General features: G+C 64.5%; 39 protein-coding genes. 29 read left to right on the forward strand and 10 right to left on the reverse strand.

What is annotated here, in order from left to right; genetic code table 11:
• The first annotated feature begins 300 nt into the window (after positions 1-300).
• The 15 genes from HNR01_RS08585 to HNR01_RS08655 are packed head-to-tail and all read left to right on the forward strand — an operon-like array spanning position 301 to position 10,906.
• Positions 301-528 (forward strand): Acb2/Tad1 domain-containing protein, encoded by a 228-nt coding sequence (locus HNR01_RS08585; RefSeq protein ID WP_183667402.1) that lies wholly within the window; start codon positions 301-303, stop codon positions 526-528.
• Positions 529-560: 32 nt separating this feature from the next.
• Complete coding sequence (locus tag HNR01_RS08590; RefSeq protein WP_183667403.1) at positions 561-1,943, forward strand: DUF2213 domain-containing protein; 1,383 nt, start codon at positions 561-563, stop codon at positions 1,941-1,943.
• 27 nt (positions 1,944-1,970) lie between these two features.
• Positions 1,971-2,483 carry a structural cement protein Gp24 gene (locus HNR01_RS08595; protein WP_183667404.1) on the forward strand — a complete coding sequence of 171 codons (513 nt, stop codon included), beginning with the start codon at positions 1,971-1,973 and terminating at the stop codon, positions 2,481-2,483.
• 28 nt (positions 2,484-2,511) lie between these two features.
• The gene (locus HNR01_RS08600) at positions 2,512-3,603 is read left to right on the forward strand and encodes a major capsid family protein (protein WP_183667405.1); all 1,092 of its coding nucleotides are present in this window, start codon (positions 2,512-2,514) and stop codon (positions 3,601-3,603) included.
• 1 nt (position 3,604) lies between these two features.
• Positions 3,605-4,096, forward strand: a complete 492-nt coding sequence (locus HNR01_RS08605; protein WP_183667406.1) for a hypothetical protein — start codon at positions 3,605-3,607, stop codon at positions 4,094-4,096.
• 10 nt (positions 4,097-4,106) lie between these two features.
• A complete protein-coding gene (locus tag HNR01_RS08610; RefSeq protein ID WP_183667407.1) occupies positions 4,107-4,469 on the forward strand; it encodes a hypothetical protein in 363 nt (120 codons plus the stop codon).
• 10 nt (positions 4,470-4,479) lie between these two features.
• Positions 4,480-4,902 carry a DUF4054 domain-containing protein gene (locus HNR01_RS08615; protein ID WP_183667408.1) on the forward strand — a complete coding sequence of 141 codons (423 nt, stop codon included), beginning with the start codon at positions 4,480-4,482 and terminating at the stop codon, positions 4,900-4,902.
• Positions 4,899-5,399 carry a hypothetical protein gene (locus tag HNR01_RS08620; protein ID WP_183667409.1) on the forward strand — a complete coding sequence of 167 codons (501 nt, stop codon included), beginning with the start codon at positions 4,899-4,901 and terminating at the stop codon, positions 5,397-5,399. The genes HNR01_RS08615 and HNR01_RS08620 overlap by 4 nt, the downstream gene beginning before the upstream one ends.
• Positions 5,399-5,812, forward strand: a complete 414-nt coding sequence (locus tag HNR01_RS08625; protein ID WP_183667410.1) for a hypothetical protein — start codon at positions 5,399-5,401, stop codon at positions 5,810-5,812. The genes HNR01_RS08620 and HNR01_RS08625 overlap by 1 nt, the downstream gene beginning before the upstream one ends.
• Positions 5,796-6,428 (forward strand): phage neck terminator protein, encoded by a 633-nt coding sequence (locus HNR01_RS08630; protein ID WP_183667411.1) that lies wholly within the window; start codon positions 5,796-5,798, stop codon positions 6,426-6,428. The genes HNR01_RS08625 and HNR01_RS08630 overlap by 17 nt, the downstream gene beginning before the upstream one ends.
• 3 nt (positions 6,429-6,431) lie before the next feature.
• Positions 6,432-7,928 carry a DUF3383 domain-containing protein gene (locus HNR01_RS08635; RefSeq protein WP_183667412.1) on the forward strand — a complete coding sequence of 499 codons (1,497 nt, stop codon included), beginning with the start codon at positions 6,432-6,434 and terminating at the stop codon, positions 7,926-7,928.
• 13 nt (positions 7,929-7,941) lie between these two features.
• Entirely contained in the window at positions 7,942-8,397 is a 456-nt protein-coding gene (locus HNR01_RS08640; protein ID WP_183667413.1) for a tail tube family protein, read from the forward strand.
• 7 nt (positions 8,398-8,404) lie between these two features.
• Positions 8,405-8,803 (forward strand): phage tail assembly chaperone, encoded by a 399-nt coding sequence (locus HNR01_RS08645; RefSeq protein ID WP_183667414.1) that lies wholly within the window; start codon positions 8,405-8,407, stop codon positions 8,801-8,803.
• 17 nt (positions 8,804-8,820) lie between these two features.
• The gene (locus HNR01_RS08650) at positions 8,821-8,994 is read left to right on the forward strand and encodes a hypothetical protein (protein WP_183667415.1); all 174 of its coding nucleotides are present in this window, start codon (positions 8,821-8,823) and stop codon (positions 8,992-8,994) included.
• Positions 8,987-10,906, forward strand: coding sequence for a phage tail tape measure protein (locus tag HNR01_RS08655; protein ID WP_183667416.1), 1,920 nt, complete (start codon positions 8,987-8,989; stop codon positions 10,904-10,906). The genes HNR01_RS08650 and HNR01_RS08655 overlap by 8 nt, the downstream gene beginning before the upstream one ends.
• On the opposite strand, the gene HNR01_RS08660 is transcribed toward HNR01_RS08655, so the two are convergent.
• Positions 10,907-11,158, reverse strand: a complete 252-nt coding sequence (locus HNR01_RS08660; protein ID WP_183667417.1) for a hypothetical protein — start codon at positions 11,156-11,158, stop codon at positions 10,907-10,909.
• 438 nt (positions 11,159-11,596) lie between these two features.
• Between HNR01_RS08660 and HNR01_RS08665 the strand changes: the two genes are divergently transcribed.
• The 14 genes from HNR01_RS08665 to HNR01_RS08730 all read left to right on the forward strand — a co-directional run bounded on the left by HNR01_RS08665 (position 11,597) and on the right by HNR01_RS08730 (position 22,667).
• Positions 11,597-11,863, forward strand: coding sequence for a hypothetical protein (locus HNR01_RS08665; protein WP_246417444.1), 267 nt, complete (start codon positions 11,597-11,599; stop codon positions 11,861-11,863).
• Between the two features lie 26 nt (positions 11,864-11,889).
• The gene (locus HNR01_RS08670) at positions 11,890-12,657 is read left to right on the forward strand and encodes a phage baseplate protein (protein ID WP_183667418.1); all 768 of its coding nucleotides are present in this window, start codon (positions 11,890-11,892) and stop codon (positions 12,655-12,657) included.
• Between the two features lie 3 nt (positions 12,658-12,660).
• Positions 12,661-12,972, forward strand: a complete 312-nt coding sequence (locus tag HNR01_RS08675) for a phage baseplate plug family protein (protein WP_183667419.1) — start codon at positions 12,661-12,663, stop codon at positions 12,970-12,972.
• A 6-nt stretch (positions 12,973-12,978) separates the two neighbouring features.
• The gene (locus HNR01_RS08680) at positions 12,979-13,929 is read left to right on the forward strand and encodes a phage protein (protein ID WP_446685697.1); all 951 of its coding nucleotides are present in this window, start codon (positions 12,979-12,981) and stop codon (positions 13,927-13,929) included.
• Positions 13,929-14,750 (forward strand): Gp138 family membrane-puncturing spike protein, encoded by an 822-nt coding sequence (locus HNR01_RS08685; RefSeq protein WP_183667421.1) that lies wholly within the window; start codon positions 13,929-13,931, stop codon positions 14,748-14,750. The genes HNR01_RS08680 and HNR01_RS08685 overlap by 1 nt, the downstream gene beginning before the upstream one ends.
• Positions 14,750-15,145, forward strand: a complete 396-nt coding sequence (locus HNR01_RS08690; protein WP_210313113.1) for a contractile injection system sheath initiator — start codon at positions 14,750-14,752, stop codon at positions 15,143-15,145. Before HNR01_RS08685 ends, HNR01_RS08690 begins: the two co-directional genes overlap by 1 nt.
• A gap of 1 nt (position 15,146) precedes the next feature.
• A complete protein-coding gene (locus HNR01_RS08695) occupies positions 15,147-16,334 on the forward strand; it encodes a baseplate J/gp47 family protein (RefSeq protein WP_183667422.1) in 1,188 nt (395 codons plus the stop codon).
• Complete coding sequence (locus HNR01_RS08700; RefSeq protein ID WP_183667423.1) at positions 16,334-17,125, forward strand: baseplate wedge 1 family protein; 792 nt, start codon at positions 16,334-16,336, stop codon at positions 17,123-17,125. Before HNR01_RS08695 ends, HNR01_RS08700 begins: the two co-directional genes overlap by 1 nt.
• Before the next feature lie 31 nt (positions 17,126-17,156).
• Positions 17,157-18,341: a glycine-rich domain-containing protein gene (locus HNR01_RS08705; RefSeq protein ID WP_183667424.1), complete on the forward strand. Its 1,185-nt coding sequence runs from the start codon at positions 17,157-17,159 to the stop codon at positions 18,339-18,341.
• A gap of 14 nt (positions 18,342-18,355) precedes the next feature.
• Positions 18,356-18,781: a hypothetical protein gene (locus tag HNR01_RS08710; protein WP_183667425.1), complete on the forward strand. Its 426-nt coding sequence runs from the start codon at positions 18,356-18,358 to the stop codon at positions 18,779-18,781.
• An 8-nt stretch (positions 18,782-18,789) separates the two neighbouring features.
• Positions 18,790-19,470 (forward strand): hypothetical protein, encoded by a 681-nt coding sequence (locus tag HNR01_RS08715; protein WP_183667426.1) that lies wholly within the window; start codon positions 18,790-18,792, stop codon positions 19,468-19,470.
• A gap of 78 nt (positions 19,471-19,548) precedes the next feature.
• Positions 19,549-21,879, forward strand: coding sequence for a hypothetical protein (locus tag HNR01_RS08720; RefSeq protein WP_183667427.1), 2,331 nt, complete (start codon positions 19,549-19,551; stop codon positions 21,877-21,879).
• Positions 21,880-22,218: 339 nt separating this feature from the next.
• Entirely contained in the window at positions 22,219-22,458 is a 240-nt protein-coding gene (locus tag HNR01_RS08725) for a hypothetical protein (protein WP_183667428.1), read from the forward strand.
• On the forward strand, positions 22,458-22,667 hold the full coding sequence (locus HNR01_RS08730) for a hypothetical protein (RefSeq protein ID WP_183667429.1): 210 nt from the start codon (positions 22,458-22,460) through the stop codon (positions 22,665-22,667). Before HNR01_RS08725 ends, HNR01_RS08730 begins: the two co-directional genes overlap by 1 nt.
• Before the next feature lie 207 nt (positions 22,668-22,874).
• Here the strand turns inward: HNR01_RS08730 and HNR01_RS08735 are convergent, their stop codons facing one another.
• From HNR01_RS08735 to HNR01_RS08775, 9 genes are read right to left on the reverse strand one after another with little or no spacing between them, the layout of a single operon-like run.
• Positions 22,875-23,093, reverse strand: a complete 219-nt coding sequence (locus tag HNR01_RS08735) for a hypothetical protein (protein WP_183667430.1) — start codon at positions 23,091-23,093, stop codon at positions 22,875-22,877.
• Between the two features lie 9 nt (positions 23,094-23,102).
• Positions 23,103-23,339 carry a hypothetical protein gene (locus tag HNR01_RS08740; protein ID WP_183667431.1) on the reverse strand — a complete coding sequence of 79 codons (237 nt, stop codon included), beginning with the start codon at positions 23,337-23,339 and terminating at the stop codon, positions 23,103-23,105.
• Positions 23,340-23,381: 42 nt separating this feature from the next.
• A complete protein-coding gene (locus HNR01_RS08745) occupies positions 23,382-23,612 on the reverse strand; it encodes a hypothetical protein (protein WP_183667432.1) in 231 nt (76 codons plus the stop codon).
• 53 nt (positions 23,613-23,665) lie between these two features.
• Positions 23,666-23,896 (reverse strand): hypothetical protein, encoded by a 231-nt coding sequence (locus HNR01_RS08750; protein WP_183667433.1) that lies wholly within the window; start codon positions 23,894-23,896, stop codon positions 23,666-23,668.
• Positions 23,893-24,096, reverse strand: a complete 204-nt coding sequence (locus tag HNR01_RS08755) for a hypothetical protein (protein WP_183667434.1) — start codon at positions 24,094-24,096, stop codon at positions 23,893-23,895. The genes HNR01_RS08750 and HNR01_RS08755 overlap by 4 nt, the downstream gene beginning before the upstream one ends.
• Positions 24,097-24,139: 43 nt before the next feature.
• Positions 24,140-24,370 (reverse strand): hypothetical protein, encoded by a 231-nt coding sequence (locus tag HNR01_RS08760; protein ID WP_183667435.1) that lies wholly within the window; start codon positions 24,368-24,370, stop codon positions 24,140-24,142.
• Between the two features lie 28 nt (positions 24,371-24,398).
• The gene (locus HNR01_RS08765; RefSeq protein ID WP_183667436.1) at positions 24,399-24,746 is read right to left on the reverse strand and encodes a hypothetical protein; all 348 of its coding nucleotides are present in this window, start codon (positions 24,744-24,746) and stop codon (positions 24,399-24,401) included.
• The gene (locus HNR01_RS08770; protein ID WP_183667437.1) at positions 24,743-25,021 is read right to left on the reverse strand and encodes a hypothetical protein; all 279 of its coding nucleotides are present in this window, start codon (positions 25,019-25,021) and stop codon (positions 24,743-24,745) included. Before HNR01_RS08770 ends, HNR01_RS08765 begins: the two co-directional genes overlap by 4 nt.
• A complete protein-coding gene (locus tag HNR01_RS08775) occupies positions 25,021-25,176 on the reverse strand; it encodes a hypothetical protein (RefSeq protein ID WP_183667438.1) in 156 nt (51 codons plus the stop codon). The genes HNR01_RS08770 and HNR01_RS08775 overlap by 1 nt, the downstream gene beginning before the upstream one ends.
• Positions 25,177-25,179: the final 3 nt, after the last annotated feature.

Below are 25,179 nucleotides of genomic sequence, written 5' to 3' on the forward strand. Positions count from 1 at the left end.
TTAGAAACGAGGTGGGTTACGAGCCGGGCAATTGTGAGTGGCGGCTTCCCACGGAAAACATGACGAACCGCCGAAACACACAGTTCGTTGTGGTTGATGGTGAGGAAGTGCCGCTTGCTACCATTGCCCATCTGTGCGGCATCCCCGCCAACACTCTTCGAGCGCGCATTCTCTCCGGTTGGACCCTAGAGCGCGCAACATCTCAGCCGCCTCGCTCGAAGATGCCGAACGGGGCAGGCAGGGCTCGCGATAGGCGAACGTAAGTTCGCGAGTGGGCCATCAGAGCGAAGGAAATCTGCAATGGCCCACGTCGATAGCGCCTCGGACGATCGCACCGCGAACAATGCCGTTCGGCATCAGTACCGCGTCCTGAGCGATGCCGAAAAGGAGCAGATGGTCCGTCTGAAGGACCTTGGCGCCGCGTTCATTGCCGAATGCCAGAAGGCCGGCAGCAGCCGTGAAATCAGCCTCGCGATTACCAATGCCGAGCAGGCGGTGATGTGGGCAGTGAAGCACGTCACCCGCTGATTACCGAGCCTGTCATCCCTGATTGATTTGTGATGACAAAGAAAAGCGAACAGACCCGCATCGCCTTTGACCGCGCTTCCGCCCGCCTATTCGACGCGGACGGCCACCTTCACGTCAAACGAACCCCGATCAGCAAGGCCAACGTCTGCGAGTATTGGGGGCATGAAATCCCCGACTGGCAGGGTCTCGGGCTCGACGGCGAGCGCCGCTACAAGCTGCTGCGCGATCCCGATGAACTCGCGAAGGCCGCCGAGACCTTCAACAACAAGCCGCTGCTGTTCGACCACAACCCGGTCAGCGCAGACGAGCATGACCACGTCCGCACGGTCGGCGCGGTCAGCAATCCCGAATTCGAGTTCCCGTACCTCTACGCTGATCTCGCGTGCTGGGCCGGGCCTGCCATCCGAACCATTGAGGACGGGTCGCAAAAGGAACTGTCGAGTGCCTACCGGTACACGGCGGACATGACGCCCGGCGAGTTTCTGGGGGTCGAATACGACGGCGTCATGCGCGGGATCTCCGCCAATCACGTCGCTCTGGTGAGGAAGGGCCGCGCCGGGCCTGATGTTGTCGTCGGCGACTCCATGGAGAACCTTGTTATGGCGAAGCACGCTCTGTCGCCGGCCGCCGCCCAGCTTCAGGGCGCGCTGACCGTATACCTCCGCACGAAGCTGGCTCAGGACGCCAGCGTCGATCTCGGCCCGATCGTCTCGGGCGTCGAGAAGAAGAACTTCAAGGCCATGATCCCGGCGATCACGCTCGGCGTCATCCGTGGCGCCAAGGGCAAGCTGGCTCAGGACGCCGAACTCGAAGACGTCGCCGAGGTCATCGAGGCGCTGGCGCCCATCATCGAGCAGATGGAAGAGCCGGCCGTGAAGGTCGAGGAGACCGCTTCCGACGACACCGACGCCGATCTGCGCGCGATGCTCAAGGCCAAGGGCTGTTCCGACGAGGAGATCGACCGCATCTGCGCCAAGACCGTCGCCGCCGCCGTCGATGAGAAGAACGACGAGGACGAGAAGAAGGCCATGGACGCAGCGATCAAGCGCGCCGTGACCGAGGCGACCAAAGGCATGGTCTCGAAGACCGCCATGGACGCCGCCATCACGCAGGCCCGCACCGAGACGGCGGCGCACATCAACGCGATCGAGGACGCCCGTCGCACGGTTCGCCCGTGGGTCGGTGACCTCGCCATGTCGTTCGACAGCGCCGAGGGCGTGCTGCGTACTACTCTCAAGATGCTCGGCAAGAATGCCGACGGCAAGCACGCGGATGCCCTGATGGACATCCTGGAGAGCTGCCCGAAGGCCAGCGACAAGCCCGCCGCCCCCGTCCGCGTGGCTCAGGACGCCGCTTCGGCCAAGTCCTTCGCTGACCGCTTCCCCGGTGCTGCTCGCATCGGCTTCGCCGCCTGATCGGCTGCCAGCAACGGAGAACCTGACATGACCTTCCCGACCTCGGTTTCCTACGCTCCCGCGCCCGCCGTCGAGGGCGACTTCTGCGACGCCAATCCGCGTTCGACCGTGAACGCCGGCCCCGGCGGCCTCGTCGCTGGCACGAACGGCGTCACCGTCGGCCGTTTCGCGTGGGCGACGTCGCCGAATGACGCCAACGGTGCCCCGGCAGTGGTGAGCAACACCGGCACGGGCGCCCCGACCGGCTTCCTGCACCGCGAGATGCAGGGGATCATCACGACCTTCCTGGCCGAGACCTCTAATGTCGTCCCGTCGGGCTTCCCGATCACGCTGTTCAAGTCGGGCGGCTTCTGGGTGCTCAACCGCGGCTCGGCTGCGGCCACCATCGGCATGAAGGCCTTCGCCAACAACACCGACGGCACCGTCACCTTCGCGGCGGCTGGCGCTACCGTGGCTGACTCCACCGAGACTAAGTTCATCTGCATGTCCCCCGGCGCGCAGAACACCCTCATCAAGATCTCCTCCCAGCCGAACGGCTGACAGATCGGCTAGAACGGAGAACCCTCACATGAATGCGACCGAAGCCCGTTCGCAGTTTCTCGCGGACAAGGACTACCTGGCGGACCGCGGCATCGTCCTTGACGGCGTGGCCAGCTACGCCACGGCGGACATGAAGCGCGACTACACCATCGCGCTCGACGGCCTGCCGCCCGGTCTCACCGTGGCCAACGCCGGCATCCCCGCGATGCTGACCACCACCATTGATCCGGAGGTGATCCGGGTGCGCTTCGTCCCGAACAAGGCCGCCGAAATCCTCGGCGAGCAGAAGAAGGGCGACTGGCTTCAGGACACCATCGCGTTCGGCGTGATCGAGCACACCGGCGAAGTGTCGAGCTACGGCGACTACGCCAACAACGGCATGGTCGGCGTGAACGCCAACTGGCCGCAGCGCCAGAACTACCTCTATCAGACCATCTCCGAGTACGGAGAGCGTGAGGTCGGTCGCGCGGGCCTCGCCGGCATCAACCTCGTGTCCGAGCGTGACGCGGCTGCGGCCAACGTCATGGGTCGGTTCGAGAACGCCGCCTACCTGTTCGGCATCCAGGGCCTTCAGAACTACGGCCTGACGAACGATCCGGTGCTGCCAGCGACCCTGACCCCCTCGACCAAGGCGGCGGGCGGCACGACGTGGCAGACCACGGGCGGCGCTCCGAACGCGACCGCCAACGAGGTCTACAACGACGTCCTCGCGCTGTTCACGCAGCTCGTCGCTCAGACCGGCGGCCTTGTCGAGTCCACCGATCGGCTCGTGCTGGTGCTGCCGCCCGGCGCCGCCGTCGCGCTCGGCTTCATCAACCAGTTCAACCTGAAGGTTCGGGAGGCTCTGAAGGAGGAGTTCCCGAACATGCGCATCGTGACTGCCGTGCAGTACGGCAAGCAGAGCGCATCGAACCCGCAGGGCGTCGCCGCCGGCAACTTCATGCAGCTCATCGCCGAGACCATCGACGGCCAAAACACCGGCTTCGCCGCGTTCTCCGAGAAGATGCGGCAGCACAACCTCGTCACCGAGATGTCGAGCTACAAGAAGAAGTGGTCCGGCGGCGTGTGGGGCGCGGTGATCCGCTTCCCCTACGCAGTCGCGTCCATGACGGGCATCTGACATGGCGGCGCCTCAGGTTCACCAGGGCGCCCGCCAGGGCGTGCCGCCGGCCAACACCGTCACCGAGGCCCGCGACGTGGTCACGGTGGCGTGCAAGCTGCCCAGCGGCTTCATCATGCGCGAATTCACCGAGCGCACCGAGATCGAACAGGTCATGGGCGGCGGCACGCGCGAGATCGTCGTGCATCGCGAAACCGGCAAACAGGTCGTCATCAAGGGTGCCGCCTATCGTATCGGCGACACCCCGCCGATCCTCATCAACGGCTATCGCTTCACGCCCGACGTGCCGAAGTCCCTGTGGGACAACTGGTATGCGGCGAACAAGAACAGCGATCTCGTCAGGAACCATCTCGTCTACGCCAACGCCGAGCGCGACTCCGTGAAGGCGTGGAGCCGAGACCATGAGAGCGCCCAAACCGGCTTCGAGGGCATCGACCCGGAGAAGCCCGGCCAGCGCGTCCGCGGCGTCGAGCGCGCCGAGAAGCCCAAGTAAGGAGGCCATCATGGCAAGCACGATCAAGGTGGGCTGCCGCCTGCCTCAGGGCATCCGCCTGCGCGTTTTTGAGCCGGGCAAGGATGCGTTCGGCGAGAACGTTCTGAACGAGATCGGCGAGGTTGCGCTTGCGGGATCTGGCCGGCACGTCGCCGCGCCCGGCGGCCTCGACGGCAAGGACGACGATGGCGTGGCCTTCACTGATGCCGACGCCGATCTGTGGGCCAAGTGGTTCAAGCAGAACGAGAAGAGCGACCTCATCACCTCCGGCGCCGTGTTCGAGAAGGGCAAGCAGCCCAAGGACGATCCGGCCGCGGAGAACGAGGCTGCGGCGCAGGCATCCACGCAGTCGCAGGCTAAGCGCCGGTCCTGATCCAATGCTGGTGACGCGCGCCGATTTTGAGGCTGCCTTCCCAGAGTTTCGGGATAGCACCAAGTTCCCCGATGCGTCGGTGGATCTCTGGCTCAACGACGGCGAGACGGTGCTGTCGGAGGCTTCGTTCGGCACGCGCCGCAAGCTGGCAATCATGCTCTACGCCGCGCACAATCTCATGCTCGGTCAGGTGACGGCCTCGGGGGCTGTGGGCGCTTCGTTCGCCCCCACGGCATCCAAGACGGTCGGCCCCGTCTCGAAGAGCTATGACACGGGCCTGACCGCGTACCAGAACGCAGGGGTTTGGAACGCGACGCCTTATGGTCAGCGGTTCTGGGCGATGATCCGCGGTCTGACCGCAGGGCCGTTCTACCGCCCGAGTGTCAAGGCGTTCACGGTTCCTCGCTTTGGAACGCGTGGCTTCATCCAGTGAGCGTCACCGTCACTCGTGATCGGACCGCAGCCGTTCTCGCCGCGATCCGCGAACTCACCTCTAAGGAAGTCCTGATCGGCATCCCGGCTGAGGGTGCGGATCGCACGCCAGACACGGATGAGCCGAACCCGCCGAACAACGCGGTGATCGGCTACCGGATGGAGTTCGGCGCCCCCGAGGACAACCTGCCGCCGCGTCCGCATCTCCTGCCTGCTGTGGAGGAGATCGAGGGCAAGGCGGTAGAGCGGCTTCGCAAGGCGGGCGAGCAAGCCCTGTCGGGCAAGCCTGAGGAAGCCGAGAAGGCGCTACACGCGGTGGGGCTGATGGGCCAGAACGCGGTGCGGGCTCGCATCACGAACGGCCCCTTCGCCCCGCTGTCGCCGGTCACGATCAAGCGCCGTAGAGCCAAGGGCCGAACCGGCGAGAAGCCGCTGCTCGACACTGGGCAGTACCGCCGCGCGCATACCTACGTTGTGGTTCCGAAGGGCAAGCGCTGATGGGCCATGCCCTCCTCGACGTCACCGACGTCCTCGACGACCCCGATTTCCTCGACACGACGCTCGTGCTGACCCGCAAGGTTGTCGCGCAACAGTCTGATGGCCTCGCCCTCGGTAAAGGCGGCCAAATCACGTTCTCTGGCGTGGTTGTGCCGGACGGCGGTCAGGAATTGATCCAGACGGCTGAGGGCAACCAGGTCCAGGGCGACATCACGATCTTCACCCGAACCGCCCTGACGGCGGGCGACGCCGATTACGACGCCGACGTCGTGCTCTGGAACGGCGCTGCCTACCGCGTGGTCGCGACGAAACCCTGGCTGTTCGGACAGACCTACACGCAAGCCATTTGCGCCCTGACAGACCTGAACCCCAAGCGACCGGGGACGAGCGCGCCCGATGCCGGTTACCTCTAACACCAGCGCAACGGGCGGTTTTCTCGCCCCCCTCACAGCAGCGCCCGACGATGATCTCGACCTCGACCTGTTCATGCAGGCGCTGATTGTCGGCCTCACTGGACTTAAGGGCGAGAACGTTCGCCCCCGCTATGTGACGCTCGACGATGAGAGGACCACGCCTCGCAATCCGGACCAGAGAGACAACTGGGCTGCGGTCGGGGTCATGTCGGTAGAGGCCGACGGCCAGCCTGCCACGATCCACGACGGGGCAGGCGATGGCATATCAATCCAGATCCAGCACATGACGCTCGACGTGCTGGCGAGCTTCTATGGCCCCCGCAGCTCGGCTCTAGCCGAACTCGTGCGGAGCGGACTTTACGTTGCGCAGAACCGCGAGACTCTGTTCCGCGCCAATATGGGGTTGATCGACGTCGGCACCGGTCGGCGCGTCCCTGAGATCGTCAATACCAGTCCGCGCCGCCGCGTGGACCTCGGCTTCCGCTTAAGACGCCGCGTTGAGCGCACCTACGCCGTTCGCAACCTGCTCGAACTCGACGGCACCCTCATCGGGAGGGGCGGCAGCCAAGACGGCGCCGTCACCAACCAGCAACCACTCAAGACGCCGAGAGGCTGATACATGGCCAAGGGATTGGACGTCTCAGGCGTCGTTCGCGTTTCCGTCACGCTCCAGCCGATCGCGGCGCAGGAGCGCAACTTCGGCACCGGCATCATCGTCGGCTCGTCGAATGTCATCGACGTCACGGAGCGCAAGCGCCTCTACACCTCGGCAGAGGCCATCGCGACCGACTTCGGCGTCAACAGCCCGGAAGCCAAGGCCGCGACGCTTTACTTCAGCCAAGAGCCGCAGCCCGAGATCGTCTATGTCGGCCGCTGGGCTCAGGCAGCCACCGCGGGCCTGCTGCGGGGCGCAACCCTGAGCCCGTCGCAGCGAGCACTCGGCAACTTCACCGCCGTCACCAACGGCTCGATGAAGATCAGCGTTGATGGCACGGAGCGCACGCTAACCGGCCTAAACTTCTCGGCGGCTCTCAACCTCAACGGTGTCGCCCAGATCGTGCAGGACGCGCTGTCGGCGGTCTCGACGGGCGCCACGGTGAAGTGGGACAGCGTGCTCGGCCGTTTCACGGTGGCATCTGGCACGACCGGAACCGAGTCCTCGGTATCCTACGCCACGAGCCATACCACCGGTACTGATGTCTCTGGCCTGCTGCACCTGACGGCAGCCGACGCTTCTGCGCCTGTCCTCGGTGTGGCGCCCGAAAGTCTGCCGGCGTGCATCAGCCTGTTCGCGGACATGGACAGCCGCGACTACGCTTACCTGCTTGCGGTCAACACCCTGCCGGATGACGCGACCTACCTCGCCACGGCTGCCGTAGTGGAGGGGCTCGGCCAGAGCCACCTGTTCGGCATCACGATCCAGAATGCGAACGTGCTCGACCCAACCACGAGTGCGGACCTCGGTAGCCAGTTGAAGGACTCCGGCTTCAAGCGGACCTTCTGGCAGTACTCCGCCACGAACCCCTTCGCGCATGTCTCGTACTTCGGACGTGCGGCGACCGTCGATTTCGAGGGCGCCGACACGACCATCACGATGATGTTCAAGAAGGAGCCGGGCGTGATCGCCGAGACGATCACCGAGAGCCAGGCCGCAACCCTGAAGGCCAAGAACGGCAACGTGTTCGTCAATTACAACAACGACACCGCCATCCTCCAGAATGGTGTGATGTCAAACGGCTATTACTTTGACGAGGTTCACAACCTCGATTGGCTCCAGAATACGATCCAAACCGCCGTCTACAACCTGCTCTACACGCGTACGACGAAGGTGCCGCAGACCGACGCCGGCATGGAGATGATCAAGGCTGTCATCAAGTCGCGCTGCTACCAAGCCGTGACGAACGGCATGCTCGCCCCCGGCGTCTGGACCGGACCGAAGATCGGCTCGCTCAACACGGGCGACGTGCTGGAGAACGGCTTCTTCGTCTACGCCCCGCCGATCGCCACGCAGTCGGAGGCCGACCGCGCCGCGCGCAAGACCGTCCCCTTCCAAGTCGCCGTGAAGCTCGCGGGCGCTGTCCACGCGGTCATCATCAGCATCACCGCTAACCGCTAATCGAGGGTCCGCGATGCCCACCTACTCCTTCCAAGACGTCGTGGCCACGATCACCGGCCCCGGCGGAACCATCAACCTCTCCGACGAGTCCGTGGCCGATGAGGGCATCTCCATCGAGATGATCGACGACAAGACGTCGATGACGACCGGTGCCGGCCGCGGGGCGATGCACAACCTGCACGCCTCGAACGCCGGCCGGGTGCGGGTGCGCCTGCTCAAGACCAGCCCCGCCAACGCCGCGCTGATGGCCATGATGAACTTCCAGAGCACGTCGAGCGCCTACACGGGGCAGAACGTCATCACGATGTCGAACCCGGCTTGGGGTGACGATCACTCCTGCCGACAGTGTGCCTTCGTGAAGCGCCCCGACAACGTCAACGGCAAGGACGGTGGGATGATGGAATGGACGTTCAACTCGGCCGACGTGAGCACGCAGCTCGGCATCGGCATGATCGTCACGGGCGCGTGAGGCGGCGATGAACGAGTTCGAGGTTGACGGGCACACCTACCGCTCGAAGAAGATGAACGCCCGCACGCAGTTCCACGTGATGCGGCGCATGGCTCCTATCCTGGCGCCTCTCCAGTCCGTCGCTACGGGTGATCTGAACGGCACGCTGGTGCCGCTCGCGCAGGCCATCGGCAGTTTGTCGGACGACGCTTCCGACTACATCCTCGACCGCTGCCTTGAGGTGGTCGAGCGCAAGCAGGGCGAAGCCGGTTGGGCGAAGGTGAAGCTCGACGGCGGGCGCAACATGTTCGACGACATCGACCTGATGGCGCTTCTCCAGATCGCAGCCAACGTGCTTCGAGACAACTACGCCGCGCTTTTTCAAAAGGGCCTCGCCCTTCAATCGAACGGCGGGGCCAGTCTCTAGACGTCGATCTTTTGTCGATGCCGGACGAAGAGCAGTTCTATATGGGCCCGATCGAACTTGGCTATTATAGCTACATCGATCTGCTCGAAGGCCCGCTGCAAATCGAACACCTCGTGGAAATAAACGAGGCAATGTCATACTCAGCCGAGAACCGACGTCGCATCCAAGAGGCCCAGCGTCCGAATGGCTGATGACGTATTAAAATCCTTCGTAGTATCCCTCGGGTGGAAAGTCGATCGGGAGGGCGAGCGCCGCGTTTCCGAGGCGATTGGCAGCGTCACGAAGCAGGCCGCGCTTCTGGCGACTGCACTCGGCGCCGCCGCCCTGGCCGCAACGGCAGCGGTTGCCAAGATCGCTGCGCAGTTCGACAATCTCTATTTCGTGAGCCAGCGGACCGGCGCGACGGTCCAGAACATCAAGGGGCTCGCTTACGCTTTCGGCCAAGTCGGCGGCTCGGGCGCTGGTGCGGTCTCGGCGATCGAATCGTTCTCGCGGTCCATGCGGACCAACCCCGGCATCCGCCAGTTCGTGCGGGATCTGGGCGTTGCCACGGAGGCAGGAGGCAAGACCCGTGACAGCGTCGATGTCCTGACCGACGCCATCGACGCGATCCAGAAGAAGCACCCCTACTACGTCGGGGCGCAGATGGCCGCATTGCTCGGGATCGACGAGCAGACCTTCAACACGCTCTCGTCCTACCGGAAGGAGATCAAGGAATTCCGCGCCGAGTACGAGCGAACGGCGCGAACGGTCGGACTGAACAACGATGCGGCTGCTGCCTCGTCGAACAAGTTCATGACGGCGCTGCGCGGCTTGCAGGCATCCGCGCAGGCGGTCGCCGAGAAGATCCTGACTGATCTGTCCCCGGTGCTGACGAAGTTCCTTGAGGACATCCGGTCTTGGATTGAGAAGAACCCGGAGACGATTACGAAAGCCATTGAGGCGATCATCGCGGCAGCCATCGCGCTCGTCACGGCCTTCACAGACATCGTTAAGGCGCTCACGCCGGTCGCGCAGGGCTTCCAGTCTATGGCCGAACACCTGACCGGCAAGGAAGGGCTGCAAGCCGCGATGGAGGCTTTCGCGGTCTTCCTCGTCGGCTCGTGGCTGGTTCGCATCCTCGGCGCCTTCGGCAAGGTAAAGCTCGGATGGATCGCGCTCCTCGCCGGCATCGGCATGGACGTCTACAAGAACAGCACGGCAGAGGGGCGCGCGGACACGATCCGCGAGGGCGAGGAAGCGATCAATCGAGAGCAGGGGGCTTCTCGGGGTGGGTTCGTCGGAGGATTGCGAGACGCGTGGCGTCGCCGCCCGACATGGCTCGGCGGGTCTCCCGAGAAGACCAGCCTGAACGCGGAGACCGGCATTGCGCGCCGTGCTCGGCGCGCAGCAGAAGCCGATAAGACGAACTACAACTTCACGGGCGATAACGCGGCTGCCCTCAAGCAAGCCGCGAAAGAACTTGGCACATCACCGGAAGATCTGGCCACCGTCATCAGCTATGAAACGGGCGGTCGCTTCAGTCCGAGCATCTATGGCGGCAAGGGCGGGCGGTACATGGGGCTGATCCAGTTCGGCCCTTCCGAGCGGGCGCAGTTTGGCGCTAACGATAAGCAGACGTTCAAAGAGCAGTTGCCGGCCGTCGTTCGCTACCTCAAGACCCGCGGCTTCAAGCCCGGCATGGGCCTGCTGGACCTCTACAGCACCATCAACGCCGGCACGCCTGGCCGCTACAACGCCAGCGACGGCAACGGCACAGTGCGCAGCCACGTTGAGAACATGCGCCGGACGCATGGGGCTCGGGCTCGCAGGTTCTTGGAGAGTGGGGCGCAGCCGGAGTTGACTGCTCCTCCGCCGAAGGCCCCGGCTTTCCCCCGCATGAACATGAGCCCTGGCGGTTTCGATGTGAACGCGCTGACCGGTGCTCCACCAATGGGAGCGAACACAAACAACCTCTCGACCAACAACGTGAAGCTGGAGCACAAGACCGAGATCCGAGTGGATGGCACGGGCGATCCCGCGTCGGTCGCAAACCGTGTTGAGCGTGCTCAGACCCGCGTTGCTGACCTGAGCCTGCGCAACGCGCAGACCGCGATCAGGTAGCTACTGCCAGACGTAACCGTTCGGGTTGGTCGGGTCGCGATGCAGGGTGTAGCCCGCGTCGCGGAGCTTGCGCCAATAAGTGTCGCGCTCTCGGCAAGCCCTGCGGGTCTCAGGCGCCCGCTCTGGCCCGCTCTGACAGGCAGCATGGGCGATGTCGAAGCGAGACATCAATTCAGGGAAGATGGTGCGTGCCTCGGCGGCCGAAGCCGCAAGGACCATGGCAACGGTAATGGCAAGGGCGCTGCGCTTCATGAGGTCAGTACCGGAATTTGGTGGTTGCCTGCCGGCGCTGGACGTCATTGAGATCCGTGTGCAGGGTGACGCAGCCTGAGACCGCAGCGTATCGGCGAGGCTCAGACGTATCGGCGTAGGCCGCGCACTTGACTTTCTGCGCAGGAGAAAGGTTGGGCCAGAGCATCCGCGCGAGGTCATAATCCCGCTGCTCGGCGTCAACGCAGATGCCAGGATTGCCTCTGAAGTTGTGGCGGCAGCGCGCCTCGGCGTCGTAGATTGGGAAGCCGTCCTGATCGCGCGACGCCTGAGCCCAAGCGGAGCATGGAACGAGGGCTAGGAGAGTGAGGGCGGCGAGCAAGCGCATTGGTCGAACCTAACCGCTGCAAACGCCTTGTCGAGTCCGCCTGTTCCTCCTACCGTGGGACGGTGCCCCGCTCGCCACCGCCCACACCGCGCATGACCCTCGCCGAGATGGTTGAGGATCTGCGTGCTGATGCTGAGGATTTGGCCTCCGACCTCGACGGGGTGCCGGCCGAAGAAACAGCCTCGGGGCAGGCGGCGCAGGCTTTGGAAGAGTTCGGCGACGCCTTGGCACGCATCCGTGACGGAGCGCCTAACCCTCAAGACGTTGCCCGGATCGCTCTGGCCTTGTCCGAGCCGCTGAAGCCGATCGGCAACGCGGACGACGCCGTGCGAGAGCTGCTGAAGCCACGAAGAGAATGACGGCTCGGTAGGAGGGCCGCTGACGCATGGCCCTTCTCGGCGAACTCACCTACGCGCTGATCTCGACCTCCTCGCGGTCCATCGGCGGCATCATCCCCGATGTCGTGATTGAGGAGACCCACCGCGACAGCCTCATCATCACGCAGCACCCTGTGGAGAAGGGGGCGGCGATCACGGATCACGCCTTCCTGCGTCCCGCCGAAGTTGAGATGCGGTGTGGGTTCTCCAACTCATCGCACGGCGACGCGGGCTACGCGCGGCAGGTTTACGACGCTCTGAGGCGCCTCCAAGCCTCTCGGCAGCCGTTCAGCGTCTACACGGGCAAGCGCGCCTATCGGGACATGCTGATCGCGGACCTCGGCGTGACGACGGAGGCGAGGACAGAGAACGTACTGGCGGTCGCGGTGCGGCTTCAGCAAATCATCATCGTCTCCACAAAGACGACGGGTACGGGCACCAACACCGCCGGAGCCGGCGCCTCGCAAACCAACCCGGCATCGACCGGTGGAGTGCAGAACAAGGGCGAGCAACAGGGCGTCGGCGTCGGCAGTCAAGAATTCATCGGCGCCGCCCAGCCGAACTTCAACCCGAACAATCCAAGCTTTTCTCCAGGTGGCTTCGGTACAGACGGAAATGGTTCGTTCGGCCTGAGCCCTAACCAATTCGGCTTGGACGGCATCAGTTCGGGCGGGCCGCTTGAGGTGACGTTGCCTGAACAGAGTGTGGTGGGAAGCAGCCCTTCGGTAGGCGGCGAGGGCGTCTACGCGGACCCCTATAATGTCTTCGGATCTTGATCTGTGGCGATTGTCGAAATTCCGCTGACGCCTGAGGCGCAGTCATTTTCCATCACGCTCGGTGGTGTGTCTTACCGGATGCGCTTGATGTTCAACGATGCCGACGAGGGCGGCTGGACGCTAGACATCGGCAAGGGTGACGGGGCGATCCTCTTGGCCGGCATCCCGCTTATCCCTGGCGTTAATCTGCTTGCGCAATACGCGCACATGGAATGGCCTGGCGCTCTCGTGGTGACGACGGATCGGGATACCGGCGAGGCTCCTACCTTTGACGGCCTCGGCGTCACCTCGCACCTCTATTTCGTGGCGACCTGACGGGCGATGGGACAGCAATACGCTCGAAACTGGAAGGCCAGTTTCACGGTCGGAGGCAAGGCGCTTGATCCGAGTAGCCTTCGCATGCGGTTTGCGACGCAGCAGAAAGACAGCTCGACGCCGCACGTCCTGAACTTGTTCATCACGAACCCGAGCCGGACGACCATCGAGGCGATCCGCGAGGAGTACAAGAAGGTCGAGATCAGCGCCGGCTACGATCAGGACATCGGCACCATCTTCTCCGGCGAGATCATCCAAGTGCGGTCCGGTCGGGAGAACGTCGTGGACACCTACGTCCACATCCTCGCCACCGGCTCGGAGCGCCCCCGCAACTTCGCGGTGGTCAACAAGGCGCTTGCTGCGGGCCACACCTTCCGGGATCGGGTTGATGTCGCCGCTAAGGCGCTTCAGGAGTACGGCGTCAGCGTCGGACACATCGACGACCTCGGCAACAAGAAATTCCCGCGCAACTTCATCTGCTTCGGCATGGCGAAAGACTTGCTGCGAGAGGTCTGCGAGGCGACCGGCGCCTCGTGGCACATCCACAACGGCAAGCTGAACATTCTCAAGAACCAGAACACGCTGCCGGACGGAGCGGTGGTTTTGAACTCCGACACCGGCATGGTGGGCCTGCCCGAGCAGACCCTTCAAGGCGTCATCGTTCGGTGCCTGCTGAACTACCGAATCCGGCCTGGGACGAAGCTCCAGATCAACGAGAGCAGCATTCAGCGCGCCAGCCTCAATCCCGGTTACGGGGCTGGGGCTACCAACGAACTGCTGAAGGACGGCGGCATCCTCGGGGTGGCGGCGGATGGCTTCTACAAGGCCCTGCTCGTCGAGCACAACGGCGATACCCGCGGACCCAATTGGTACACCGAGATCGTCTGCGTGAAGGCGGACGGCGGCGCATCCCCGGCGCTGATCTCGCGCGGCATCTCGGACGCGGAGGGCAACTGATGGATCTGCGCTACCGCTTCGACGACGACACCGAGCTGCACGAAACGATCCGCGATGCGGTGCTCTCTGGGCTGCACATCGCGATCCCCGTTGGCGTGTCGGAGGACAGCAAGGACGGCCACACCGTGAAGCTGAAGGCGCTCGTGAAAGCGGTGCGCAGAAAGCCAGATGGTAGCAAGGAACTGGTGGAGATGCCGCCGTTCTCCGATGTGCCGATCCAGTTCGCCAGCGGCGGCGGCATGACCTCGACCTTCCCGATCAAGGCGGGCGAGGAGGGCATCTACCTCGTGTCGTCCCGCGGCTTCGACGCGTGGCACCAGCAGGGCGGCGCTCAGCCGGCGATCGACGCGCGCCGCAACAGCCTCTCGGACGGGTTCTTCATCCCCGGCGTCCGCAGCGGCAAGCGCAAGCTCCAAAACTACTCGACCGAGTCGGCACAGATGCGCTCGGACGACGGGAAGCACGTGTTCGACCTGCACCCGAAGAACGGGCCGTCCATGGCGGCAGACGGCGGCAAGCACATGGTGTCGGTGAGTCCGACGGGCGGCATCTCGATCAAGACTACGACGGCGCTCGCTGTGGATGCGGCCAAGGGCACGACCTTTAAGGGCGCGACCCACTTCACCGACGCCGTCAGCTCGGACAAGAGCTTCAAGGCGCCTACCCTGACGGGCCAGGTCGGCGGCGGCTTCACCGGCATCGCCAACGGCTTCGTCGGCGCCCTGATCGGAGCCGGGGCCGTCCTGCTCGCTATGGCCGCCCAGACGCCCGCCGACGGCGTTCAGCGCGCCTCCTACACGCTCGCCAAGGTGATCCGCTGATGCGCGTGCGCAAGGTCGACGAGACCGGCGACATGGTGTTCGGCGGCAATCAGGCCGCCTTTCACCGGGATGTGCCCGAGGCCGTGGCGCAGGTAGTCGAAAGCCGCCTGCAACTGTGGGAGGGCCAGTGGTACTTGGATCTCGACGAGGGCACCCCCTACGAGACACAGGTGCTCGGCAAGCGCACCGAGACGCTGCGCGATCCAGCCCTGCGCGCCCGCGTCCTCGACACGCCCGGCGTCACCGAGATCGCGCGCTACGACAGCGTCCTGAACCGCGACACGCGCGGCTTCACGGTCGCCGCGACGATCATCACGAGCTTTAGCCGGACCGACCATCAGGGGCGGACCGCCAACACCGCGACCGTCTCCACCTCAGTCCGCGAGGCGCGCTGACATGGGCACCACCCCCATCTGCCAGATCACGAATGCCGGCATTGTGCGCCCGACGTTTGAGAACGTGCTGGGCTACATGCAGACGGCCTACCGCGGCATCTACGGCCAGGACGTCTACCTCGGCGCGGACAGTCAGGACGGGCAGTTCATGGCCCTGCTGGCGAACGCGATCCACGACTGCAACGGGCAGACGGTCGCCGTCTTCAACGCCTTCTCGCCCTCGACCGCGCAGGGTGAGGGGTTGTCGTCGGTGGTGAAGCTGAACGGCATCCGTCGGAAGTCGGCTACCTACTCGACGGTGGATCTGCTCATCGTCGGACAGGTCGGCTCGATCGTCTCGGCCGGGGTGGTGCGCGATGCGAACGGCACGGCCTGGAACCTGCCCGACCCGGTCGTGATCCCGCCTGCCGGGCAGATCACCGTCACGGCCACATGCCAGGTGAAGGGCGCCATCGCGGCGCCGACGAACACCGTCACGATCATCGCGACACCGACGCTCGGATGGCAGTCGGTGACGAACCCGAGCCCGGCGGCGCCCGGCCTGCCAGTGGAGACCGATCTGCAGCTTCGCCAGCGGCAGGCGCTCTCGACGGGGCTGCCCGCCAATACCCCCCTCGACTCCCTGCGCGGGGCGCTGATGGCGGTGACGGGCGTGGCGGCAAGCCGCGTCTACGAGAACGACAGCAACCTGATCGACGCCTATGGCGTGCCGGCGCACTCAATCGCAGCGGTAGTGGACGGCGGCGACGTCAATGACATCGCTGGCATCCTGGCGCGCAAGAAGACGCCTGGCGTCGGGCTCTACGGCGACATCATCGTCCCGGTCACCGATGCCTACGGCGTGCCGCACGACGTCGGCTTCTTTCGCTCGAAGCCGGTGAAGGTCGCCTTTTACATCCCGATCCGGGTGTTCCGCGGCTACACGGCCGACACCAAGGCCGCCATCCAGCAGGCCGTGGCGGCTTGGGTCAACGCGCTCGGCATCGGCAATCGGTTGCCGCTCACCCGCGCTTACGATGCCGCCAACCTGAAGGAATCGCCGATCTCCGCGCCATTCGAGATCGTGCCTGACGGCATGGTGGCGACGCGCGATGGCTTCGCGCCCGGTGACGCCAGCGACATCGAGGTGGCGTTCTACGAGCGGCTGATCTGCGATCCCGCCGACGTCAACGTCACGGTGATCGGGTGATGGTCACCCTCGCCGACTACGTCGGCCGGATCACGCCATGGCAATCGGGGCATCCGAAATTCACCGCGACGGTGTCGGGCACGCTGGATCCGGTCGTCGCCGCAAAGGTTGTCGTCGCCGCGATTCCAGGCGCCTACGATCTTGATACGGCGGTCGGCACGCAACTCGACGTGGATGGCGAGTGGATCGGACCTTCGCGCCGGGTGCCGGTGCCGATCCCGAACGCATGGTTCGCCTGGGCGACCCCGGGCCGCGGCTGGGGGCAGGGCGTCTGGAAACAGCCTTCGTCGCAGCGTTTCGCGATCTCGCTCCTCGACGATGAGACCTACCGCCGCCTCCTCAAGGCCGTCGTGCTCGCCAATCGGTGGGACGGTACGGTACCCGGCGCGCAGGAGGTGCTGGACGCCTTCTTCGTCGACCCCGAGACCTATGTCTTCATCCAGGACAAGGGGCAGGTTCCGTTCCCGCGCACGACCTTCGCTTGGGCCACGCCCGGCCGCGGCTGGGGGCAGGGCTCATGGCGCGCCGATGGCATCCGTAAGCCGAACATCGGCACCGTCAACGTCGCGATGAGTATCTGCGTCGCCGGCAAGATCCCGCCGCCGATCCTCCTTGGGCTTCTTGGGCAGAACGCGCTCCGCCTGAAACCGGCCGGTGTCGATCTGGCTTACCGGATCACTTCCGTTGACCGGAAGCCGATCTTCGGATTCGGCGTGCAGAACAAGTACATTTCCGGCTGGGGCAAGGGCGCGTGGGCCGTCTCGCCGGAATATCTGCTGAACAAAGCTTGAGGCTCGGCCTCCCCTAACCTGCAGGCAAGCAATGGCTGGTCAGAACGACTTCTACCCGTGGGCCACGGGTGCGGGAGCGAACGTCTATACCATCGGCAGCTACGCGGCGAACGCCGCACGGCAGACTGGCGTCGTCGAAGGCGAGGCTGATCCTCTGCTGGCCAACAACGCGTGGCGGCAGGGTAGCGTCTTCGCCTCCATGCTCGGCGACTTCATCGCAGCGCAGAATTACGACGCGCGTGACAACGGCGATCTCGCCGCGCTGCGCACCAACTTTCAGGCCGCGCTCGGTCAGTTTGTTGGATCGAGCGTGGTGCCCAGCGCGCAGCGCGTCCACTACGGCATCGACACCGGCTCGCAGAACAACATCGTCGCCGACGTCGCCCCGAACATCGCCTCCTACGAAGCAGGCTCGCTCCATCTGATCCGCGTGCTGTTTGCTCCGAGCGGGCCGGTGGTCGCGAATTTGGATGGCCAGGGCGCCCGCGCCGTGGTTCGGTCGGACGGGACGCAGATCCAGGCCGGCGACTGGGGCGCAAGCGACGTCCTGCTCATGACGGACGACGGCTCGGTTCTTCGAGTGCAGGGCATCCGGTCTTCAAACCTGCCGGCCCGGCGGCTCTCCTCCTACACCTCCGCCGGGAGCTACACGTTCAACGTCCCTGCGGGTGTGTTCTGGATCTTCGCCGAATGCGTGGGTGCCGGCGGCGGCGGCGGGGGTGGCGGCGGCGGCGTGACATGGTCGTCGGGCGGTGGCGGCTCCGGTGGTTATGCGGCCGGCTGGTTCCGCGTCACGCCGGGCGACGTCATCAACCTCGTCGTTGGCGCCAAGGGTATCGGTGCGAACAATGCGGCGGATGCCGTAGCCACGACGGGCGGCACAACGTCAGTCGGATCCCTGATGCAGGCTTCTGGTGGCGCGGGTGGGCGCGGCGGCCCCAGCGCTTCGCCCGGCGGCACTCCGGGCGTGGGGCTCGGCGGCCAGCGAAACCTCTACGGGTCCAATGGCGGCGACGGCAATCCGGTGCGCAACGATGCTCAGGGTGGCCAAGGAGCGGCCTCTGCCTTCGGTGGTGGCGGCCGGACCGCGACCCGCAACCTCAATGGTGTGCTGGACGGTCTGGCGCCCGGTTCGGGCGGCGGCGGCATCTGGTTCATCAACGAGGCTCAGGTCGGCGGCAACGGCGCCGATGGCGCCATCTTCATCCAGTACTGATCGGGGCCTTCGAGATGCAGACCTTCGCACACGTGGTGGATGGGACGGTTCGCGAGATCCTGTCGGTGGAGGACGGCCTGAAGCCGGGCGAGGACATCTTCCTTCCGGAGTTCGCGACGCAACTCGTGGCCTGCGGCGATGGCGTGGCCGAAGGCGATCTCTACGCCAAGGGGCGGTTCAAAAAGCCCCCGGCCCAGCCCGAGCCGGTCCCGCCGAGCATCAGCGCGGCACAGGCCAAGATCCAGCTGCGTCGCTCCGGCCTGCGCGAACGGGTCGAGGCGAAGATTGCCGAGGCGGACGACGAGGTGAAGGATTGGTATGCGCTGGCCGGGGTTTGGGAGCGAGGGAACACCTACGTCACCCAGATCGGCCAACTGCTCGACCTCGATGACAGCGCCATCGACGATCTGTTCCGCCAAGCGCTGAAGATCTCGGGCTGATCCGCGCCGTGGCAAGCCAGATCCTCAACATCATCCCGCGCAGGCAGGATTTCGAGATCGGCACCAACGAGGACTGGGTCGACGGCTTCGCCTTCGTGGTCGCCAGCAATCCGGTGGAGGTCGCCGACCCGACTAACAAGGGCAATGGCACGGTCGGCGTTGTTACGGTGCAGCCCTATGCTCCCCTTGGCACGTACCGGGTAGTCATCACCGATATCGAAGCCGGAGCGACCTTCTATTCGCTCTCGCTGCTCCAGGTGGGCGGAGGGGCATCCGACTTGGCCCGCGGCGTGGTGGGGGCTCCGTTGGCCGTCAACGGGATCAGCCTGACGGTGAAGCAGGGCACGACAGCGTTCGCGGTCGATGACGGCTTTTCCCTTTCCGTGCTGGGCGTCTTGCAGGACATCTCCGGCATCCGCTTCGACATGCAACTGCGCCGCTCATTGGGCACGGCCTCAGATTATCCGGCCACCGTGATCCTGTCGGCCTCGACCGCCGCTCTGCCGATTCCGTCACTCGTGAACTCGGGTGCCGGCGGCACCGTCAACATCGCGCTTCCGGCCGCCACGATGCGCGGCGTCGCGCCTGCCCTCTACGACTACGACCTGATCGCTCGCGAGGGCAGCGTCACTCGTCGCGTTTTCAGCGGCACGGCGAATATCGTGCCCGGTGTGACGCGGGTCGCCTGATCCCCGACCAACCCCCCACCTCCATCCGTCGCGTCGAGGCGTTCCGCCTCCGCGCCCATCTGTGTCGTGGAATCCTGCATGGCTATCATCGGAAGCACGGCGCCCGCGCCGTCCGCCATCTATGTGCCCGGCATCGGCACGCCCGGCCGCGACGGGGCAGATGGCGCGGATGGCAGAGATGGCCGCGACGGGCGTGACGGGTCGCCGGGTCAGGGCGTCATCTTCACCCGCACGGCTGGGGTCGGCATCCCGGCCTGGAGGGCGCTTGTCGCCAACGACGATGGCTCGGTAACCCCCGCCGATCCGTCAAACACCGCGCATAGGGGGCGGGTCATCGGCATTACGGCGCGTGGCGCTTCTGCAGGGCTTCAGGCATCGATTCAGAATGCCGGCGACCTTCGCGGACCTGATGGCGGGTTCGCAGCCGGGACGCCCCTTTTCGTCGGGGCGGGAGGCAGCCTCACACCCACTGCCCCGACCTCTGGCTGGAGCCAGGTCGTTGCAACAGCCGTGTCGTCGAGCCAGATCGTGGTCGCTCTGGGGGAGGCGGAGGTCATCTCCAGCGATGGCACCGCGCTGGTCGTGCCGACCGGCTTTGCGTCGGCTGCTACCCCCGACGATGTCGCAGCCGGTGAGGACCCGAGCAAGTTCGTCACGCCGCCTGCTCTGGCTCCGGTGCTGTCAGAGAAGGTGGGTCGCACCGAAGGGCTGAAGGCCGCCCTGCCGTTCACGGCCCCGAGCATTCTGCGACCGTTGCCCGATTGGATCGCCGATCTAATGAAGCGCGGCGCTAGTCTGCGAGCCCTTGGCTTTGTCGGCGACGGTGGCTCACATCCGTTGTCGGAGCGCTTTGGCGTTGGGGCTGCTGGTTTGGCGGCGGCCAAGGCGGTGTTCCCCCGCGCGACTTCCCTTTCGGAAGAAATCGACGGACACGCGATCCAGAAATTCATTGATGAGCATCATGCCCGATCGCTGAACAACGACCCGCTCGTCGTGGAACTTCCCGATGGTTCCTACGGCGTAAGCTCAATCACGATTTTCACCGGCAAGGTCGCAACCACCGTTCGAGGCAACAACTCTTACATCACGTGGACCAAGCCCGGCATTGATGGCTGGGTGCATGGTACGGTCGCCTCTGGCTATCAGGCCCTTCCCGGCGCCCGCTTCGAGATGAAGGGGGTCAATCTGTGCTGCGCTGGAGTCTGCGGCACGGCCCTAACCGTTGAGCAAGACCCGACGACCGGCGGGTTCTGCATGGACACGGTTCGGATTGTCGGATCTGGCAATTCCCTCACCAACTATTGGGGGCGTGCCGTCGCTGGCACCGGAACAGGCAACCTGCGCTGGGAAGGTGTTGAGATCGTTGGAAGCCTGGGCGGCGACCTCATGACCAAGGGCGATGGCGTCTATATGACGTTCGACAAAGAGAAGTTCGGAGACGTACAAGGCGCCTTCTTCTTCCGCTTCAACAACTGCGATATTTCGTGGTACAAAAACGGAATCAACTTCCTCGCCAAAAAGACGATGGAAGGAATATATATCAAGCAGTGCAATATTAACTCGTGCCTTCAGGCTGTAAAGTTCCACAATACGACCATGGACAACGGCGGCGGCTATCCCTCGCCAGAATTGTTCATAATCGACAATCAGATCGAGTGCTACGGAACATATTTCGACTTTAAGGCTGTCCAGAACGTCAAGATCAAAGGAAACCTGTTCATCGTCAACGCTGCCCGCCCTGGCGTTGCCGATCCCGGTGCCTTCTTGTGGGACTGGCTCACATGCGGGATCGGATGCGCTGACATCAGTGTCTTCGATAACGATTTCACGTTCGTAAAAGACAGCTTTCCGCGCTACATCTTCAACGTTGACGCCCCCGGCGTCCTGAACATCAATATCTACGAAAACAAGTTTTCCTGGGTCGAGACCGCTCGGCCGGGTGCCGGAATCATAAACTTCGGTGACGCCGGGAATGCGAAGAAGAACGTCCGAGAGTACAACAACAACGGATTGGCGAACTATTTCTGGTCTGTCGTCAACGGCACAGGAAAGCGATCCAATGGCTGCTTTTCCGAAGCTGCCATAGTCTCTGCGCTCAACGGCGCTGGAAATGGCGATGAACTGATTGAAATCAATCACGAGACCGGCGCCGCGACTGTCGTCGGTACGCGGTCCGGCGTGCCGACACAGATTGCGGATCAGAGATTCCTCTATGCCGATATTCCGTCAGGTACGCTCTCCGCCCCTCCGCTCAAGCTGTTGGCGTCATGGGGGGACGACTTCGGCGTCCAGCAGGGCGAGGTGCCTGTCCCTTCGCTCGCTCAGTCCACAGCGACGCGGCTGGCCATAAAGCTCATCGGCTACTCTGGGACCGTCGCTCGACGTGTTTCGTTCGTGGTGACGAGTTGATCGCCGCGCCCCGTTCCGACAGCGGGGCGCGCGCCTACCGTCCGATCGTTTCTCTCCGTTCGGAGCGAGCGTCTGCTTTTCAGCATCGAATTCAACTGACAGCAAGGCATCCACATGCCCTCTGATGACTTTACGTTCTCCACGAGGGTGGGGGGTGTCCCGACCGCTATGCGCCCTGGCGACGCACGGGTGGGCTCGGCGCTTGCCGCAGCGCCTGTGCCGGACGGGCACGGCGGTGTTAGGACCGTCGGCGCCGCCCTCGCCGCGGCAGCGCAGCGCGGGCATACCACCGTATCCGACGCTGACTATCAGTGCCTTTCCACAGATGTGCAGGTTGGCATGGTATCGCTGACCGCTGCCCGCACGGTTTCCCTTCCTGACGTAGACACATTTCCGCTCGGCCAGGATCTTGTGATCGCCGACGAGAGTGGGGCCTGCTCTGAATCGCTCACTATCACGATAATTCCCGGCTCGGGCACTGGTGACACGATCGCTGGAGACGGCTCGATCGTCCTCACTAGCCCCTATCAGGCCGTCCGCTTCCGCCGCGGCGCCGCCAACCTGTGGATTCGCCTGTAATGAAGCGCTTCCTCGCCCCTCTCCTCGCCCTGGTGGCTCTGGGCGCGCCCGCGCTCGCGCAGACCCGTGCCCTGCCGCCCGGTGAGATCCGTGCCAACGGCGACATCACGTTCGGCAACACGCTCAAGCTCGGCCGGCGCGAGGGCACCAGCATTGGGAGAGCGGGATACCTCGCCACGTCGTGGCGGCCATCGTTGCATGGGAGGTGATGACGCCTGACCAGCGTGAGGAATGGCTAGCAGTAGTAGAAAAGGATGCGCCCTAAGCGCATCTCAGCCCGCTCGGCACCCGCCGCAGCGGGCTTTTTCGTGCCCGAAAGCTTGGCGCTAGAACGCTCCCGACTCACTCGCGCAAGCCATTGCGATCGATAGTGTTTTGGCCGAAATTCATGCCAAAAACGCCGTTCCGACTCTATGCTAGCTATCCTCATCCGCCACGAACCAAGCCGCCAGGAACTCCGCGGCTCGCTCTTTCGACATCTGCCGGCCCATAAACGCCCCTTGCTCGTCAATCACGAACCACAGGCCAGGATGCTCCTTGTCCTCGGAGATGGTGCCGGCGGTGTGTGTCCCGACCTTCACGACGAAGTGGCCATCTGAGGGCTCGACGGTGTGGTCGGGGATGGTGGGCTTCATGCGGGGAGGTTAGCGCGGGGCGGTGGGCTCGCCGAGGGCCGCTCGGCCGGCATCAGTGGCCCGCCAGCCGCCGTCTTTGTGCGCCACGAGGCCCATGTCTCGCAGCTTGCGGAATGAGCGATAGTCGTAGCGGATCGGAGCCATGCCGTACCCACCGACCCGATAGTAGTCATTCCCTGTCTCTGAAATCACATGCTTCTCGGCTTCGCGCAAAAGGGCGACCTGTCGTTCGGTGAGCTTTGGCATTGTCCTCTCCTATCCTTCTGTCTCGGAAGCGGTGGGGCGGGGTCAGCCCTCAACCGCAAGCGCGGCCTTCAACGCCGCTCGCATCGCGTGCTCGTGTAGAGCGTTATCGGCCGTGAACGAGCCGGGATACGCCTGTACTTCCGTCCACTGGCCGGGGTGATCCTCTCGCCCGACCCATGCGCAAGCGCCTTCAGGCCGCCGGCTGTCGAACCCGGTTCCCCACTTGCCGTATTCGGTCATCGCTGCCGCGAGCTTCGCCTCAAAATCGATCATCCCCACCTCCTCAAAACTCCAGGCTCTCCAGCCGTTCGATCTGCCGGCGAAGGCTAGACCTCGTAGCCCTTCAGGTCTTCGTGGCACCGGATCATCGCCACGACATCGCCCTCAGCCAGCGCCCGAGCCGCAACATCAAGGGACTGGCGCATCATGCCGGCCGCGAGGTAGCCCATCGGCACGGCGTCGTAGAGCGGGATGAGTTCCCGCACTCGCGCCATCTCACGGGGCAGGGCGTCGCCAAGGGTATCGGTCTTCTCGCTCATCATGCCCTCCGTCGTCATGGGGTAGACTGCTTTTCGTCGTGCAGCCTCTTGAGCCAAGCACTTGCCGCCTTGAGCGTTCGGAAGCCCTGGCGTTGATCGTGGGCCGAAGATGCGAACCAACGCTCGGCCGGCTTATTGCCCGCGAACTTTTGCACAGTTCCGAGCCGGGTCCGATCGGGGTCATCAGGCGGCAGATCAAAGATTCCGTACTGGTCCATGCTCAGTTCTCCTCAAATCTTTTCGAAAAGAATGCCTCGCTCATCATGCGCTCCGTTCAGCAGGGCGGGGGTTAGACCCGAGCGCCTTTTCAAGCTCGCCGCCCTCGGGCCACTTCACGGCGAAGGCTTCCCCGCGGACGACCGCCACAGCATCGCGCAGCCGGTCCAGCAAGCCCCCATAGAACGGGCACGGCACGGCGCGCACGTAGCCCATCGTCGGATGGCTCTGGCCCACTTGAGGCGAGCCGATCATGTGATGAAGGCGGTGGATCATCCCTCTCTCCCCTCTGTCTGTGGCGGGTCTAGGTGGCGGGGTTTTCGAGAACTCGCCGGATCGCAGCCCGCATATTCGGGCACGTCTTCTTCGCCCCCATGGCGACGAGAGCGTTGCGCAAGGTGGCGGCGTAGAGATCGCGCTGACGCTCGGCGTCGGTCGGGGCCGGATCGTTCTCGGCAGCGTCGAGCTTCTGCCAGCGCAGTAGCCGCACCAAAGCATCGACCGCATAGCGCGCCGACGCCCCCGAATGCCGCTGCGCGTCGAACAGCGCGACCAACGCAACGATGTCTCGGTGGAGCATCATCCGATCCCAATCCATGCGACCGGGCGCGGCACGTAGCTCCTTCTCTGCGAACTCAAGCAGAGCGCTCATTCATCTTCCTCCGTCAAAGGAGTGCAGGCACACTGATCCCACGTGCAGTCATCGACCGAGAAAATCAGGTAGCCGAAGCCGCCGCAGCGCTTGCAGTACGGGTCGCCGGCTCGGGGCGGCTTGATCTGTTGCGTCCTCGCGACATCCCGCATTCGGAGAAGGGCGTCGCGCCGCTTGCGCGCTTCCGCCTTCACGGCCTGCGGCGCACAGGTGTACATGATTGTCTCGATCTCGCCGTCGATCTGCTCGTCTAGGGTAAGCCTGGGCGCTGTCATCACCGGCCCCTCTCATTTGGGCCGAGTCGCCAGACGTGAAGCGCCACTCTCCCCGCTCGTAGCGTGTAGCCGTTGCCGAACGGGATGATGCCGTACCGACGCCCGTGGCCGCAGTAGCCGAAGATCAGCGACGCTCTCAGGTTGCCAATCGTCATCGC

This window comes from Methylorubrum rhodesianum (genome assembly GCF_014199985.1).
GTDB classification, from domain to species: domain Bacteria; phylum Pseudomonadota; class Alphaproteobacteria; order Rhizobiales; family Beijerinckiaceae; genus Methylobacterium; species Methylobacterium rhodesianum.